The organism is Paenibacillus sp. 37 (genome assembly GCF_008386395.1).
Taxonomy (GTDB): Bacteria; Bacillota; Bacilli; order Paenibacillales; family Paenibacillaceae; genus Paenibacillus; species Paenibacillus amylolyticus_B.
Window position 1 is genome coordinate 1,580,419 of the sequence record NZ_CP043761.1, and the last position, 16,028, is coordinate 1,596,446.

Genomic DNA, 16,028 nt, shown 5'->3' on the forward strand with positions numbered 1-16,028 from the left:
GACGTAGAGGAAGGTGAGTGAGTCATGACAGCATCCAATGAATATCGATTTCAAGTGAATCTGAGCGGGATGATCCAGATTTTATCCAACCATCTATATAGTAGTCCCAAGGTGTTCTTGCGTGAACTCATGCAAAATGCAACAGATGCCATCACGGCACGCAAGGAAGTGGAGCCGGGATATCAGGGAGAAGCACGAATCGAGCTGACAGGAACCGGTGATCAATTGACGATGATGGTGGAGGACAACGGAGTTGGCCTGACCGAAGCGGACATCCACGAGTTTCTGGCGATGATTGGACAATCCTCGAAGCGGGGACAACAGGCACTGCTGGATGGCGAGACATCGTTTATTGGGCGTTTCGGTATTGGTCTGCTCAGCTGTTTCATGGTAAGTCATGAGATCGTTATGCTGACTCAATCGATTAAGGGTGGTCCCTCGATGGAGTGGAGAGGTAAGCCGGATGGTACATATACGATTAGACAATTGGACACACAGTTGTCCCCCGGAACGAAAGTATATTTGCGTTGTACACCGGATGCAGCACATTATTTTGAAACGGAGTATGTGAAAGAAGCTTTATTTTACTACGGCGCTTTGCTTCCTTATCCGGTTACGTTGATACATGATGGGGTGCAGTCTGTTGTCAATCAGGATTCTCCGATCTGGCTTACACGCCCGGAACTTGCCCGTTCTTGCCGAGCGGAAGTGCTTGCTTTTGGTGAACGTCTGCTTGGGGAGAAGTTCCAGGATTTCATCACGCTTACAACGGCTTCCGGTCGTACGGGAGGCATTGCTTATGTTCTGCCCCATGCGGTGAATCTGAATGCCAAGCGTTCTCACCGGGTATACCTGAAGCGAATGCTGATCTCGGAGAAAGCCGAGAATATTTTGCCGGAGTGGGCGTTCTTTGTGAAATGCCTGATCTGGACTGATGAGCTTCAACCGACGGCATCAAGAGAACATTTCTATGAAAATGAAAAGCTGGAAGAGGTGCGCTCCGAGCTTGGAGACGTTCTGCGTATGGGGCTGGCTGACATGGCTGAGAATCAGATCGAACGTCTGCAGAAGCTGATTCGCCTGCATGCCCTTTCGATGAAAGCACTGGCCGTTCAGGATCAGGCGTTCTACGCGATGATTCACCGCTGGCTGCCTTTTGAGACGACGAGAGGACACCGGGAACTGGGTGAACTGATTGATGAAGGGGATACGCTGTATTACACCGGCTCCATTGATGAATACCGCCAGATTCACCATGTGGCTTCAGCACAGTCCATGCTGGTCGTCAACGCAGGTTACATCTATGATAAGGAACTGATGGCGATGCTGCCTGTCATACTGAACAATGTACAGACCGAGCGGATTGAGCCAGATGAAGTATCGATGACATTCACGGATGTTGCACCTGCTGAACGTAACCAGTATTATGATGCGCTGCGTTTGGCAGATTCGGCATTACAACGCTTCCGCTGCCGGGCAGAGGTGAAAGGATTCAAGCCATCGGATCTGCCGGTGTTGTTTACCCTTTCGCAGGAGTCATCCACGCTGCGTGCGCTGGAAAAAGCAAGCGAAGAGAGCACAGATTTATTCTCCTCTGTTCTCGGTTCGTTGTCGGCAGGCATTAATTCGGCAGGGTACTCGACGTTGTATCTGAATGTAAACAATCCCATCATTAAACGGGTGCTGACTTCACCAGATAATCAGATGACACCGATTGCTATAGAAATGTTGTATGTCAACGCACTGATGATGGGCCATTACGCCATGAACAAGCAGGAACTTGAAGTGTTGAATCAGGGAATTGTACGGTTTATTGATTGGGGTTTACGCGCAAATATGAACCATGAGGGAGATGCCTGATGAAGACAGAGATGGATTTTGAAGATTTGATGGAAGAGGCCTATCAACTGCCTAATGGTCCTGCAAAGCTCGGTTTTTTGGAGGAAGCAGCGCGAGTAGCCGATGTGAATGGTATGGTTGAGGAGGCGTACGAAGCACGCTCCGAGATTGTGGATGCAGCCACCTTCTGTGGATATCCGATGAAAGCTTTGATCGCTTTTTCCTGGCAACTTGGCAAGTTCGATCAGCAACCAGAGCTGTATGATGAAGAAACGTTATTATGGTCATATAAATGGATTCTCGGTAAAATGCCTGACTTCCCGGAAATATCACGTGACAAGATCATGGAGCTGCTGGAGGACTTCGGAGCACGGTTCAAGTCTTATGGTTACAGTGAGCGTTCTTACTGGTACTATCGTTTCCGCATCTTTATGGATTTCGGAGAGCTGGAAGAATCAGGACGCAGTTATGACAAGTTCAGAACATTAGACCGCGACTTCATGAGTGACTGTGAGGCGTGTGAGCAGGATGAGATTATGCGATATTTCTTGTTAAAAGGAGACGATGAGAAGGTGTTGGAAGTGGCACAGCCTATTCTGAAAGGGCGTATGAGCTGTGCAGAGATTCCGCATCTGACTTTGTCTGAAATTTTGATGCCGCTATATCGGTTGGGACGGACTGCGGAAGCAGATAAACATCAGACCAAGGGATATCGCCTGATCAAAGGCCAGAACGATTTTGTGCAGAGTTTTGCAGAGCAGATGGATTATCTCACACGTACGAATCCGGCAAAAGGAATTGATATCCTCGAAGAAACACTGATGCTCGCAGCCGATCATGAAGATGCTTACGCCAAAATGATGTATTATGCGAAGGCAGCTCCGTTATTGCGGCGTTGGGCGGAAGAAAAAGAGTCGGAAGGGTATCGCATGCGCCTGCCAGCGTCCTTCTCGTATGAAGGCGATCCAGGCGACTTGCTCAAGCTGGCCGATTACTTTGCGGAGCATGCTCAGACCGTTGCGGCCAAGTTTGATCAGCGCAACGGGAACCGTCATGTATCTTCGTTGATCGAATAGAGATGGATATAATTCGGTAACATGTAACTGATAGCTATTATAACGTAAGAAACCTAAAGAAACAGGCTTGTTCATGAAGGATCATTCCCTTCTGAACAAGCCTGTTTTTTTGCATCATGAGCATTATAAATCTAATCGGTATGAAGATGTTTTATTTTTATTGTGCTGAAGCCGCAGAAGGGACCGGCGCTGGTACTGGAACCGGTGCAGTTTCAGATGTCTCCTCTACAGCTTCGGCTTCTTCAGAAGGTTCTGCTTGCGGCTGCTGAGCAGCCATCAGTTCAGCGACGATTTGATCTGTTGGTTGGGTAAGCAGCGCATACATGATCGCAGCCTCTTCCTGACGAATCAGAGGTTTGCGGGAAAGGAAATCAACGGATCCATCTTCAAGCACTTTTACCTCAGGTCCATGGATACCAAGCTTCGCCATCATCTGAACGGCTGGTACAGCCCATGGGTCCGTATGTCCCGCAAGTTTGACATCCGTGAACAGTTCACTAGGATATTGCAATTGCAGAATTCTCCACATCATGACCATGGCTTCCTGTCGGATAATGACTTGATCCGGCATAAACTGCTGTTTGTCCTTGCCAGTAATCATACCCATTTCATATCCAAGTTGGATATATCCGGCTGCTGCATGGTCTGCCCAGTCAGTGCCTGCAGGGGGCGGTGTTTTGCTAGGCTTCAAACCACTCAGTTTAAGGGTGTTCTCAATAAATTCAGCTCGTGTCACAGCTGATTTCGGTTGGAAAGACTTGTTAGCATCATTCTCATAATATCCAAGAGATTGGATGGCATAGATTGCTTCAGCATAAGGACTGTTATCACGAACATCCCGGAAGCCCATAGGCTTTTGCCCTTTTTTCTCATAACCCATGGGGTTGAGGTAAGGTTCTTTCATATAGATGGTTCCATCAGCATTTTTCTTAAATGCTGTGAATTGACCGGTCAATTCATCTTTGAAGAGATTATCTTCCACTTGAATCAGGTTGCGTTGACCCAGAAAAACGTCCGAAATGCTCAGTTGTCCAGGCTCTGTACCGTCATTTTTCAAGGAGCTGACGATCGTGCTAATTCGCAGATCCGCGTACAATCCGTTGAAGCGTTGCAGCTCAGCTGCGGATTGCGGCGTGTATGCCTTGAACTGTACAGGCTCTGCATATTGCGGGAAGAAACTTTGAATGAATGCCGGGTAGAACAGATTACGAAGTGCTCCATTTTGATTATACGTCAGGAAAACGCCTGTATTTTGCTCGGGAATAAGGAAGAGATAAGAGCTGAATCCGGTCAGGTCGCCTCCTTTTGTAATGATACTTGGACTACTTCCTGCTCCGGGAAGCTGAAATGCAGCTTCGAATCCATACGTGGTGTTTGGTAACAGTGGATGAATGGAAGAACGGTACTGTTCCATGCTTTTCACCGTGGATTCCTTGAGAATCCGCTCGTTGTCCTTCACGCCATCATTCAGAAACGCAATCATGAACTTCCCGATGTCCTCAGCAGTGGACAACATGCCACCTTGAGGCATTGGTGTTGGAGAGATGGTGTACAGATCAAGCGGATTGTGTGCCGCATCATAACCTGTAGCTAGCTGCTTTTGGAACTTTTTGTCCAGCATGAAACTGCTGTTATCCATTCCCAACGGTTTGAAGATATGTTGTTGCATGTAGGATTCAAAAGGCTCGCCGCTTACATTCTCAACAATCATGCCAAGCAGCAAAAACGAGAAGTTATCGTACATGTAGGCGCTACCAGGCTCGCGAACGACAGGAGGCATGTGTTGCTGTGCGTAATCCTCCATCGCTATGTACTTGTCGAAATCAGTATGGATGTCTTCCTGCTGCGGATCACGGATCTCGAATCCGGTCGTGTGTGTCAGCAGGTTCTCCACAGTTACAGGTTTGTCAAAAGGATTATCGAATTCGAGCCCTTTCACATAGGTCTGAAAATCAGCTTGCAGATCAACCTTGCCTTGCTCTACCAGCTGCATTACAGCTGCTGACGTGAACGTTTTGGAGACAGAGGCTACACGGAAGGCAGTCTTTTTCGGATCGATCGCTGTTTTGCTCTCCACATCGGAGAATCCGTATCCTTTTTCCGCCAGAACTTTGCCATCCTTCACAACAACAACGGAGGCTCCCACATAATGGGGCTTTGCCTCAGGTGAATCGAAGAATGAATCCAGAAAAGCTGTAGCCGATTCAGTTGTCAGCGCTTTCGTCTTTCCCTGTTCAGCAGCTACTTGAGTTGCAGTCTCCGCCTGAACCGCGGCGGGTACCCATAGACTGAGAGACAGAACCACAGCCATAAAAGCTCCTGTTAGGGAGGTGAACCTGAAACGGGTCTTTCGTTTGGATAAATGCATGCAAACACTCCTTTATGAAAATATTTACAAAATAGTTACCTACCCATGTATTACTGATTACTCGCACGATAGGTTTCACGATAATAGATTCCAATGTTGGCAATCCAGATTACAGAGAGCATTACGATGGGGAATGGAGCGAAGGTGAATAGAACCGAATACAGCACCATAGAGACCATTCCAACACCAAGAAGTACATTCATCATCTGAAAAGAACGATAGGCTGCGCGATACACGATCCATTTCTCGCCTTCATCCAGCTTCTCAAAATGATCTTTCTTCATATTGCGCGAGTTCAGATCCAGAGTGCGTTCAGGATAATAACGGTTGTATCGCTTCACAGTCAGAGTTTGCACGACCACAACGATGATAATAGAGATACATGAAGCAACTAAATTCAAGAGGTTGAACAGTTCTGGAGAATTCGGCATGGTTCGGTTGGATGCATACAAGGACAAAGCAAGTGCTGCCCAGGTAAACGTAAGGATAACGCTGAATCCGCTGAGGATCATCGCTTTTCCGAGGGAGCGCTCTGCGGGAGAGATGAGTGAATCGGAATCTCCATAAGCATCAACTTCCATGGGAGGGACAGATGGCGTGCGGGAGAGACTGAAGATGTTCCACAACGTCATAACTACCACAAAAGCCGCCAGAATTGCGAATAAAAGATCATAGTCATAATACACAGACAGCGTCCAGTTCAAGTCAGAAGGGAGTTTACTGACTCCGCTAGCTCCGAGAAAACCAACTACAGCACCACCTGCTGCATACAAGGGAAGACGCAACCGCTTTTTAATGGACGAGGATGATGAATTTTTCATTTTAATCTCCACCTTTCAGTTCAAAGATTTTTTCGACAGGTTCACGAAATACATGTGCTATTTTTAGTGCCAGAACGACCGACGGAGAGTAATCTCCACGCTCAATCAGGGCAATGGTTTGACGGGATGCACCAATGAGTTTGGCCAGTTCTGCTTGGGATAGCCGGTCTCTGGCTCGTAACTCCCGAACGTGATTGTGTAATTCTTCCACTTGCTCACCTCCATGAAATTAATGTACATGATATTTGACTAAATGTAAACTATAATATACAAAATGTTAAAGATAATTTACTTCTAAACGTTGATAATGGACATGAAAAAGAGAGCCTGCTGGGCTCCCTTGGATGATTATTTTGTTGTCGGAAAAGTTGTCGGAAAAGTGAAATCAAGATGCATCTGCACACGGCAGATGTTGATTCTGTTCCTCTGCCTTCCGAAGTAACATTCGGAAAAAGACGAGCGCTCCAAGCCCCATCAGGATATACAGACCAGCCATCGCATAGGAGGGCAGAAAGGCTCCAATGGTTAACCCGAGACTGCCGAGAAGGGCAGCAGCGTTGTAACTCAACCCGTCAGCAGCCATATAGGCAGCACGGTCCGAATCTGGAATCATACCCGCGAGCATGACCTGACGAACAGGGGCGTACATCAATTCTCCAACGGTTAGCAGTATAGCGGATGAGATGAGTAACCAGGCCCAGTTGCTGAAAGCAAGTACGGTGAAACCTGCGGTATAGAGGAGCATACCAACAGTCATGATAGATCGGGACTGGAAGCGACCTATCCATCTGGAGAATGGAATGGCAACCAAGGCGACCATTACGGTGTTGATGACCATGATCAGGCTGAACATATGCAGACCTGAGATATCAGAGCCGAACAGTTGGGCGGTGAATTCATTTTTTAGACGAACAGCGATGTATTTATCCAACTGAAATTCCAGGGAGACTGCAAGTACAGTAGCCGTGAAAAATATCATGAAACGTTTGTCCTGATAGACCGCCCAGTACGTTTTCAGTATGTTCCTCTGGATGGGAGCATCGACATAACCAAGTACGTGTTTATCCATTGTTTCACGAATCATAAAGATCAAAATAAACAGGGTAGCTAGGCTTTCGAGGCATACCAGACTGAACAATAGGAAACGAAATGATTCGAAAAATAGTCCGCCCATCAGTGCGCCAAAGGTTACAGCCACGTTTGTTGTCCAATATTGCAATCCATATACATAATGCCGTTCATGTTCACTGCTCACGTCGACAATCATGGCATTAGCAATCGGCACGGTGATCCCTGAACTTAGACTGCTGAGCAGAAACATGAGACAAGTGACAATGATCGAATCCATCCACGGCGAATTGGCGATGGCCAAACAAAGTAGAGCGATGACCTGGAGACTTTGTGCAATCACCATTAACTTCTTCCGTCCAATTCGATCAGACCAATATCCTGCCCACAATCCCACAATCATGGAAGCTACAATATTTACCGTTAGCAATAACCCCGCCAAACTTGCGCCAATCTGAATACTCAGATAGATCGCCATGAATGGAATGATGGACTTCTGGGTCAGATCGGTGAAAAAATCAGTAATGATACGTATCCTGATGTTAGGGTGCAGATCGGCGTATTTCATAAGTCGTTTTTCTTCCTTCCCACTGGTCATGTTGATGTTACTGAGTATAATGGAGGAAAACCTGAAGAAAAACTGTAGAAGCATCCGGATGGATTTCGTATTTTAGCAGAAGGTAGGGCATATATGGACGTATCAGAACATTACATTCAACTGCGATTAAACTTTCCACATGTACATGATGAACAAGAAGTAAATACAACAGTAGGTGAACTTGCCGATCTATTATGTTGTACCATGCGCAATATGAACCTCATTATGAACAAATTCAAGGAGAACGGGTGGGTCAGATGGAACCCGCAGCGCGGCAGGGGCAAAAAATCGATGCTGGTATTTTGTGTCCCGTTGCTTGAAGTGGCGCGTGAACGATTTGACCATTTCCTGGATGGGAACAGGATGGAGGACGCCTATGAACTTGCCGCCACCTTACCAATTACGATGAGAGAACATCTGATACAGCAAATGCAGCATCAATTTGGTCTGCGTTCGAATAAAGGGGACAGAGGACGAGTGGATACATTGCGGATTCCACGGAATATCCCTTTTAAGACATTGGATCCCACGCAGACGGCCATGTGGGGAGAAGTTTTTATTGTTGCGGAGGTTTTTGATTGTTTGGTTCGCTATAATGCTGAACACCAGGTCTGTGAACCGAGTCTTGCTGTGGCATGGGAGAGTCATTCGGAGGGGAGGGAATGGACTTTTTATCTGCACAAAGGTATACCCTTTCATCATGGCAGGATATTGGATGCAGAGGACGTGAAGTTTACCTTTGATCGCATTATCTCTGACAATAGTAACCCGTGCAGGCCTCTGTTTGGATCTATTGAGCGCATAGAGACGTTGGACGAATTGACTGTACGTTTTGTGTTAAACAAGCCTAACTTCATGTTCCCGGATCTGATGAGCAGTATGTCTGCATCGATCTTGCCGAGAGATGTGGAGATGAATCCGCTCCATCCGATTGGAACAGGACCTTATCGGTTGACACGTCATGATTCCAAGCTGCTTGTGTTGGAAGTATTCCCTTCCTACTTCCGAGGCCGAGCCTATATTGACCGCGTTGAAGTATGGCAACTTCCCCACTCTGGGAGGGTGGAGTCCGTCATCAAGCATAATATATTTCCGGATGCGGAGCCTCGTGCCGTGCAGCATGAGATGCAGGGTGGCATGTATATGACGTTTAATATGCAAAAGGAAGGGCCACAGCATGATGTGAATTTTCGCCGGGCTGTTCAACAGCTATTGAATGCGCAGGAGTTGTCGCAAGCGCTCGGAAGCACGAACACGCAGGCTGCTTATAGTTTGATTCGAGGACGAGTACAGCAACCTTTAAAGGTGGGTTCAAATCAAGGGGAGCCATGGAAACAGCAATCGGAACAACTGGATGGTTCGGTCACACCTGTATCTGAACTTTCCGTGGAGACCTCACTGGCGCGGGCCTCAGCATTCTTGCGTCATAGCTCTTATCAAGGGCAGAGTTTAAGTCTGTGGGTGGAAGAAGGCGAGAAGATGGAGGCAGATATGGTCTGGTTTGCAGAGAGAAGTAAACAGATTGGCCTACATATCAACATTATGCAGGGAGATCCGATCCATGCAGTCTATCAAGATGGGTTCGGGGATTGTGATCTGATCTATACAGGAGAAATCTTCAATGATCATGTCGTGCTGAGTCTCGTGACGATGTACACCTTCCAGAACACGTTATTCCTGATTGCGATGAATGATTACTGGAGACATGAACTGGAACAGGAATGTGGACGAGTGGTGATGATCCAGGAACCAGCGGAGCGGTTGAATAGATTGATTCGGCTAGAGGATCGACTGATTCAGGAGGCATTGCTTCTGCCCACATACAGCTTCAAGGAAGAACACGCCCATCATGATTCGTTGCGAGATTATCGTCTTGCGGGGTATGGTCTGCCTGATCTGCGCAGATTGTGGGTGAAGAGAAGACCTGGTGCCGAAGAAGAGGATGTGAGTTATCCGGTGTATATTCCGTTGTGGTAGGACTATGCAAGCGTAAAAATGCCGTATTAACGGACTTCACCGATTGCTTGTCAAACTAGTCCGCATATATCGAACAAGTCCCTCATAACATGTACTAATCAAGTAGGGGTTCTGCTGCAAGCACAATCCTGAAGTGAAAACATGTGCTAAAGGGGATGATGTCATGCGCCGAATATCATGGATGCTTGCCATGGTATTGGTCTTATCGGCCTTACTTGCCGCCTGCGGGAAGAAGGATGCGGCAGCTGTGGTCAAAGATCTGAACGAAGTCGTAGGAGAGATGGAAAGTTACCAGGGGGCAGGCGTGATGACGCTGCATACCGGAGATACGCCGCAGCAGTACAAGGTCGAGGTATGGCATCAGAAGCCTTCCTATTATCGTATTGCGTTAACGAATGCCAAAAAGGATGTAACACAGATTGTACTGCGTAACGATGAAGGCGTGTTTGTTCTGACGCCGAGCCAGAACAAAAGCTTCCGTTTTCAGAGCAATTGGCCAGATAATCAGGGACAGGTATATCTCTATGAAACATTGATTAGGAGCATTACGGGGGATACAACCCGCCAGTTTGCGGATGAGAAGGAAAGCTATGTATTTGATGTAGCTGCCAATTATAATACACACGCACTTGTCAGACAGAAAATCTGGCTGAACAAAAGCGATTATGCACCTAAACAGGTGGAGGTATCCGACTCCAATGCCAATGTTGTGGTCGATGTGAAGTTTGACTCCTTCAAATTCGGGACTGAATTTGAGAAAGATGCCTTTGACATGCAACGTAACATGACAGCAGCTTCAGAAGAAGGCGGCCAAACAGGAACGGATTCTGGTGTAACTCCTGCGGAGCAAACAGGTGAGGGCGGTAAAGAACCTGCCAATCCTCAGACAGCGCCTGAACCTGATGGAGCCGTTACTGATGGACAGTCGGGTGTAGGTGGTGACACAGAGCAGCAAGGTACAGAGGGTGCTGCAACTGGTCAGGAAGGCGAAGAACCAACACTCGCAGAGCCGGAAGGCGCAGACAGCTTCGGCGTAATTCAGCCGACCTATGCGCCAGAAGGTGTGCAGCTCAAGGATGATCAGATTCTGGAAGAGGCGGGGGACTATTCGGTTATGCTTCGTTATGAAGGAACATATAATTACACGATATTCGAAGCCAGACCACAGGATCGAGCCGTATCGCTTGCTCCATCCAGTGTAGTGGATCTTGGATTCACACTGGGAATGATCAGCGGAGATGCATTGAAGACACTGACATGGATGACAGATGGTATAGAATATCGGATCACCAGTGCCGACCTGCCTCAGAACGAAATGGTACGCATTGCAACATCGATGCAGGAAGAGTCAGGCAAATGATTTTTGAACAAATGAACGAATAGTAGCATAAACATAAGGAATGCTAAGAAGCATCGGAGACCCGTTCTCCGGTGCTTTGCTTTGATGTAAGACAGGTATTCATCTGACGCCGTTTTTCTTACTCGATACACCCAATAATGCAAAATGCGCTTCTACGCAGAGGGAACCGGGTAAATAATCGATATAAGCAGATTTTGCTGGGGTGGGAAAGTGGAATTTAGCCCTGCCAATCTCGCTTATTGGTCTTCTTCTGTGTTCGCATTTGTTCCTCAAACGGCGCACCTTACATCTGTTTTTGAATGCGAAACTTCGGTTCATTTGACAGTCACATGCTGGAGCATTACGATGGAGTCTGACGTGAGCCGGATTAAGATGATTAGAGAAGGTGACTTAACGTGCAAGGACAATATCGGCCGACCCAAGCGGAGATCAATTTGGATCATTTGTGTACTAACGTAGAAGCTTTCCGCGAGGCATTGCCTCAGGGCATGAAATTCCTCGCCTGTGTGAAGGCCAATGCCTATGGACACGGAGCGGTGGAGACGGCTAGGGAACTGGAACGAGTGGGTGTGGATTACTTAAGTGTGGCTTTTCTTGACGAAGCTCTGGAACTGCGACAACATGGGATTACGATTCCAATCTTGGTACTGGGTTATACGCCGCCTGAAGGGATCGCTGTTGCATGGCAACATGATGTGACCGTCACACTGTTCAGCAGGGAAGTGCTTGACGCCATTCGACATCTGGATGCGAGCACATTCGCTAACAAACTGAAGGTTCATATTAAAATCGACAGCGGCATGGGCCGATTAGGTCTGTTGCCTGGCGATGAGGCATTGGCTTTCATTGAGGAAGTAGCTTCGCTCAATCAGGTGATGCTGGAAGGCATGTTTACCCATTTTGCCAGAGCAGATGAAGAAGACAAAACCTATACACTGGAGCAGTATAGACGGTTCCAAAGCGTGGTTCATGCGCTCAGGGATCAGGGATGTTCCATCCCGATTATACATACGGCGAACAGCGCCGCTGCCATTGATACACCGGAATTGTCCTATGACATGGTACGTGTGGGAATAAGCCTGTACGGACTGTATCCTTCGGCTGAAGTGAATCATCAGGTGGTGAAGCTGTCCCCGGTATTGACGCTGAAGACAAAAGCGGTTCTGGTCAAAACACTGCCACCCCATTGGGGGATCAGTTACGGAACCCGTTATTTTACGCAAGGGTACGAACGAATAGCGACACTGCCGCTCGGATATGCAGACGGATTCTCCAGAATGCTGACAGGTAAAGCACAAGTGCTTGTACGCGGCCGCCGCGTCCCTGTCGTCGGTACAATCTGCATGGATCAGTGTATGGTGTCGTTACAATCTTTCGCGGAAGAGGCGGAAGAAATTCAAGTCGGCGAAGAGGTTGTCCTCATCGGTCATCAGTCTGGTGGCGTTATAACCGCAGACGAGGTGGCATCCCAGCTCGGTACGATTGCTTATGAAGTGATCTGCATGATGGCGCACCGCATTCCACGGGTATATACCCGCGGGGGAGCAGTAGTCGCCAGAATCAATCCACTTTTGACATCCTGACAGCTAACTGGACGTCATTACCAATAAACTTTTTTTCAGAACAGAAGGAAAACTGTCGGAGCATCTCGAATTATGTATGACAGTAAGGATTTAATTCCTGAATTGAGATGTTTGGTCTGTACGAATATTGTTCCCCGTGTTTATAATGGAGTACAGCATACTTGATATACTCGGGGCATATATATTCCTTTGTATAAAAGTTCTGGAAAAACGTAATACTGGTTCACAATGGCGAAAGGTTTGTGGGGGTGGAAGAAAGGTGGCCAACTTGCAGAACACCAAGCGGATCATGATCAGTTTACCTGATTATCTTTTGCAGGAAGTGGATGGCATCGTAGCGCTGGAGAATTCCAACCGCAGCGAATTGATTAGGCAGGCTATGAAGCTGTATTTAACGGAGCGTAAGAAACGTTACATCCGTGAAACGATGCAGCGAGGGTACATGGAGATGGCAAAAATTAATCTGACCATGGCATCCGAAGCCTTTCATGCGGAGGAAGATGCGGACAGCACTCTGGACCGCTTAGTTAGCGGGGTGTAGACATTGATCGTAAAACGTGGTGACGTTTTTTTTGCGGATCTTTCTCCCGTTGTCGGTTCCGAGCAAGGTGGAGTCAGGCCGGTTCTGGTGATCCAGAATGATATCGGCAACCGGTTCAGTCCAACTTGTATTGTGGCGGCTATCACCGCCCAAATCCAGAAGGCAAAGCTGCCAACGCATGTGGAAATTGATGCGGCGGCACACGGCTTTGACCGGGACTCGGTTATTTTGCTCGAACAAATACGGACGATTGATAAACAGAGGCTGACTGACAAGATTACCCATCTGGACGAGGAGACCATGAAATTGGTCAACGAAGCCTTACAGATCAGTCTTGGTTTAATCGATTTTTAAGGCAGTAACCAGCGTCTTGTACGCTGCACTGCCGTCCGTTGGCAATGGATGTTCCTGTAAGGGAACACACTGAATTCAGACTGTAACCAAAAGAGCGTATGACATCCTTCGGGCTGTTATGCGCTCTTTTGATTAAAGCTTGATGAAAGCGTAGAACATTGGCGATCTTTTCGCTATAATGAACCTGAGAAACCGTTTACCCGAAAGACCTATATATAGAGGTGGAGGAGACATATGAGCATTTACATCAATCAGGAGAAACTTCAATTTCATTTACAGACCCGTGAGGCCAGTTACGTATTTCAGGTACTGCCTTCAGGATATTTGGTGCATTTGTATTATGGCAAAAAATTACGCGACACCGATCTGAGCTGGTTGCATGTTCGGACAGAACGAGCGTCCTTTAGCCCTAACCCGGTGCCAGAGGATCGTTCGATCTCATTTGATACATTGGCAGTGGAACTCCCCGTGTATGGCACGAGTGATTTCCGTAATCCTGCAATCCAATTGGAACTTGAGAATGGCTCGACGGTTTCGGAGTTTACGTATACAGGCCATCGATTGGTCAAAGGAAAGACAGCGCTTACTGGTTTGCCAGCAACGTATGTTGAATCCGATGAAGAAGCAGAGACGCTGGTTATTGAGTTGGAAGACCGCGTTGCAGGCATCAAAATCGAGCTTTCTTATACAGCCTTTACGGCATTTAATGCAATTACACGCTCCATGCGTATCGTTAATGAGAGCGCTACCGCTGTGAATGTGGTGCGTGCGCTCAGTTCTTCTGTTGATTTCCCGCATGCGGATTATGAATTGTTGCAATTGTCAGGAGCTTGGACACGGGAACGTGATATCGTGCGCAGACCGCTTGCGTCAGGCCTGCAAGGCATCGAGAGTCGTCGCGGTTCAAGCAGTCATCAGCAAAATCCATTTATTGCGCTGATGACACCAGGTACGGACGAAGATCAGGGTGAAGTCTACGGATTCAGTCTCGTCTACAGCGGCAGCTTCACCGCACAGGCTGAAGTGGATCAGTTCCACACCACCCGTGTATCGCTTGGGATCAACCCGTTCGAGTTCAGCTGGAAGCTGGAGCCACAGGAAGCTTTCCAAACACCGGAGACCGTTATGGTGTATTCGGCTGCAGGGTTGGACGGCATGTCACAGTCCTACCACGAATTGTATCGGGAGCGTCTGGCACGTGGCAAATTCCGTAATGCGGAGCGCCCGGTATTGGTTAATAACTGGGAAGCGACTTACTTTGGTTTTAATGCGGACAAGATTGAACAGATTGCTCGCGCTGGACAGAAGCTGGGTATTGAGCTGTTTGTCTTGGATGATGGTTGGTTTGGACACCGGGACAGTGACAACTCCTCGCTGGGTGACTGGATTGTCGATAAAAACAAATTGCCACAGGGACTGGATGATCTGGCTAACCGCGTAACAGGCCTGGACATGCAGTTCGGATTGTGGTTTGAGCCTGAGATGATCTCACCAGACAGTGAGCTGTACCGTGCGCACCCAGACTGGTGTCTGCATGTGCCTGATCGTCGCCGGACAGAGGGACGTCAACAACTGGTACTCGACTTCTCTCGTCAGGATGTACGTGATGAGATTGTACGCATGTTGACAGACGTACTTGGTTCTGCACCAATCACTTATGTGAAATGGGACATGAACCGGAATATGACGGAAGTGGGTTCCGCATTGCTTCCGGCAGACAGACAGCGTGAGACTGCGCATCGTTACATGTTGGGGTTGTATGACGTCATGGAACGAATCACTTCGGCGTTCCCGAACATTCTGTTCGAGAGTTGTTCAGGTGGTGGTGGCCGCTTCGATCCAGGTATGCTGTATTACATGCCACAGACGTGGACAAGTGATAACACCGATGCGATCTCCCGCCTGCGGATTCAATACGGTACGAGTCTTGTGTATCCGGTAAGTTCGATGGGGTCGCATATCTCAGCGGTACCGAATCATCAGGTCAACCGGATCACTTCTCTAGAGATTCGGGGACATGTGGCGATGTCGGGCAACTTCGGGTATGAGCTGGACCTGACGAAATTCACGGAGGAAGAGAATGACATCGTGAAAGCCCAGGTTGAGCTGTACAAGGAGATTCGTGGAACGGTTCAATATGGAACATTCCGTCGCTTGCTCAGCCCGTTTGAAGGCAATGAGACAGCTTGGATGTTTATTGCACCAGACGGAAGCGAAGCTGTTGTATTCTACTTCCGTGTGCTCTCAGAGCCTAATGCGCCACTTCAGCGCCTGAAGCTGAAAGGATTGGACCCGAATGCGGATTACCGTCTGAAAGGCGGATCAGAGACCTTTACCGGCGATGCTCTCATGTATGGCGGTATTTCGGTAGGCAGCACATCAGGTGACTATCTGAGCGAGATGTTCCGGTTCGAGCGCGTCTAGATAAGTGAACTGCATTTTA

The 16,028-nt window shown here is 47.9% G+C and carries 12 protein-coding genes; 8 read left to right on the top strand and 4 right to left on the bottom strand.

Annotation, left to right across the window (positions count from 1 at the left end; genetic code table 11):
* Positions 1 to 24: 24 nt before the first annotated feature.
* Both F0220_RS06955 and F0220_RS06960 read left to right on the top strand, forming a co-directional pair.
* On the top strand, positions 25 to 1,860 hold the full coding sequence (locus F0220_RS06955) for an HSP90 family protein (protein WP_149846365.1): 1,836 nt from the start codon (positions 25 to 27) through the stop codon (positions 1,858 to 1,860).
* Positions 1,860 to 2,915, top strand: coding sequence for a hypothetical protein (locus F0220_RS06960; protein WP_091015337.1), 1,056 nt, complete (start codon positions 1,860 to 1,862; stop codon positions 2,913 to 2,915). The genes F0220_RS06955 and F0220_RS06960 overlap by 1 nt, the downstream gene beginning before the upstream one ends.
* 157 nt (positions 2,916 to 3,072) lie before the next feature.
* Here the strand turns inward: F0220_RS06960 and F0220_RS06965 are convergent, their stop codons facing one another.
* The 4 genes from F0220_RS06965 to F0220_RS06980 all read right to left on the bottom strand — a co-directional run bounded on the left by F0220_RS06965 (position 3,073) and on the right by F0220_RS06980 (position 7,740).
* Positions 3,073 to 5,283, bottom strand: coding sequence for a serine hydrolase domain-containing protein (locus F0220_RS06965; RefSeq protein WP_149846366.1), 2,211 nt, complete (start codon positions 5,281 to 5,283; stop codon positions 3,073 to 3,075).
* Between the two features lie 50 nt (positions 5,284 to 5,333).
* On the bottom strand, positions 5,334 to 6,104 hold the full coding sequence (locus F0220_RS06970) for a DUF3169 family protein (protein WP_149846367.1): 771 nt from the start codon (positions 6,102 to 6,104) through the stop codon (positions 5,334 to 5,336).
* Between the two features lies 1 nt (position 6,105).
* Positions 6,106 to 6,315, bottom strand: a complete 210-nt coding sequence (locus tag F0220_RS06975; protein ID WP_017690042.1) for a helix-turn-helix transcriptional regulator — start codon at positions 6,313 to 6,315, stop codon at positions 6,106 to 6,108.
* A gap of 174 nt (positions 6,316 to 6,489) precedes the next feature.
* Positions 6,490 to 7,740, bottom strand: a complete 1,251-nt coding sequence (locus F0220_RS06980) for an MFS transporter (RefSeq protein WP_188310526.1) — start codon at positions 7,738 to 7,740, stop codon at positions 6,490 to 6,492.
* Positions 7,741 to 7,863: 123 nt separating this feature from the next.
* Here F0220_RS06980 and F0220_RS06985 point away from each other — a divergent pair, with 123 nt between their 5' ends.
* The 6 genes from F0220_RS06985 (at position 7,864) to F0220_RS07010 (ending at position 16,009) form a co-directional block, all read left to right on the top strand.
* Positions 7,864 to 9,747, top strand: coding sequence for an ABC transporter substrate-binding protein (locus tag F0220_RS06985; protein WP_149846369.1), 1,884 nt, complete (start codon positions 7,864 to 7,866; stop codon positions 9,745 to 9,747).
* 163 nt (positions 9,748 to 9,910) lie between these two features.
* Positions 9,911 to 11,107 carry an outer membrane lipoprotein-sorting protein gene (locus F0220_RS06990; RefSeq protein ID WP_149846370.1) on the top strand — a complete coding sequence of 399 codons (1,197 nt, stop codon included), beginning with the start codon at positions 9,911 to 9,913 and terminating at the stop codon, positions 11,105 to 11,107.
* Positions 11,108 to 11,502: 395 nt separating this feature from the next.
* Complete coding sequence (alr, locus tag F0220_RS06995) at positions 11,503 to 12,690, top strand: alanine racemase (RefSeq protein WP_149846371.1); 1,188 nt, start codon at positions 11,503 to 11,505, stop codon at positions 12,688 to 12,690.
* A gap of 259 nt (positions 12,691 to 12,949) precedes the next feature.
* The gene (locus F0220_RS07000; RefSeq protein ID WP_017690037.1) at positions 12,950 to 13,231 is read left to right on the top strand and encodes a CopG family ribbon-helix-helix protein; all 282 of its coding nucleotides are present in this window, start codon (positions 12,950 to 12,952) and stop codon (positions 13,229 to 13,231) included.
* Positions 13,232 to 13,234: 3 nt separating this feature from the next.
* On the top strand, positions 13,235 to 13,585 hold the full coding sequence (locus tag F0220_RS07005; protein WP_024630714.1) for a type II toxin-antitoxin system PemK/MazF family toxin: 351 nt from the start codon (positions 13,235 to 13,237) through the stop codon (positions 13,583 to 13,585).
* A gap of 234 nt (positions 13,586 to 13,819) precedes the next feature.
* A complete protein-coding gene (locus F0220_RS07010) occupies positions 13,820 to 16,009 on the top strand; it encodes an alpha-galactosidase (protein WP_149846372.1) in 2,190 nt (729 codons plus the stop codon).
* The last annotated feature ends 19 nt before the right edge of the window (positions 16,010 to 16,028 follow it).

Bases quoted from the DNA above. Each gene is read 5' to 3' on its own strand.
- F0220_RS06980 (WP_188310526.1), bottom strand. From the start codon at position 7,740: ATGAAATACGCCGATCTGCACCCTAACATCAGGATACGTATCATTACT.
- F0220_RS07010 (WP_149846372.1), top strand. From the start codon at position 13,820: ATGAGCATTTACATCAATCAGGAGAAACTTCAATTTCATTTACAGACC.
- F0220_RS06985 (WP_149846369.1), top strand. From the start codon at position 7,864: ATGGACGTATCAGAACATTACATTCAACTGCGATTAAACTTTCCACAT.
- F0220_RS06990 (WP_149846370.1), top strand. From the start codon at position 9,911: ATGCGCCGAATATCATGGATGCTTGCCATGGTATTGGTCTTATCGGCC.
- F0220_RS06960 (WP_091015337.1), top strand. From the start codon at position 1,860: ATGAAGACAGAGATGGATTTTGAAGATTTGATGGAAGAGGCCTATCAA.
- F0220_RS06970 (WP_149846367.1), bottom strand. From the start codon at position 6,104: ATGAAAAATTCATCATCCTCGTCCATTAAAAAGCGGTTGCGTCTTCCC.
- F0220_RS06955 (WP_149846365.1), top strand. From the start codon at position 25: ATGACAGCATCCAATGAATATCGATTTCAAGTGAATCTGAGCGGGATG.
- F0220_RS06965 (WP_149846366.1), bottom strand. From the start codon at position 5,283: ATGCATTTATCCAAACGAAAGACCCGTTTCAGGTTCACCTCCCTAACA.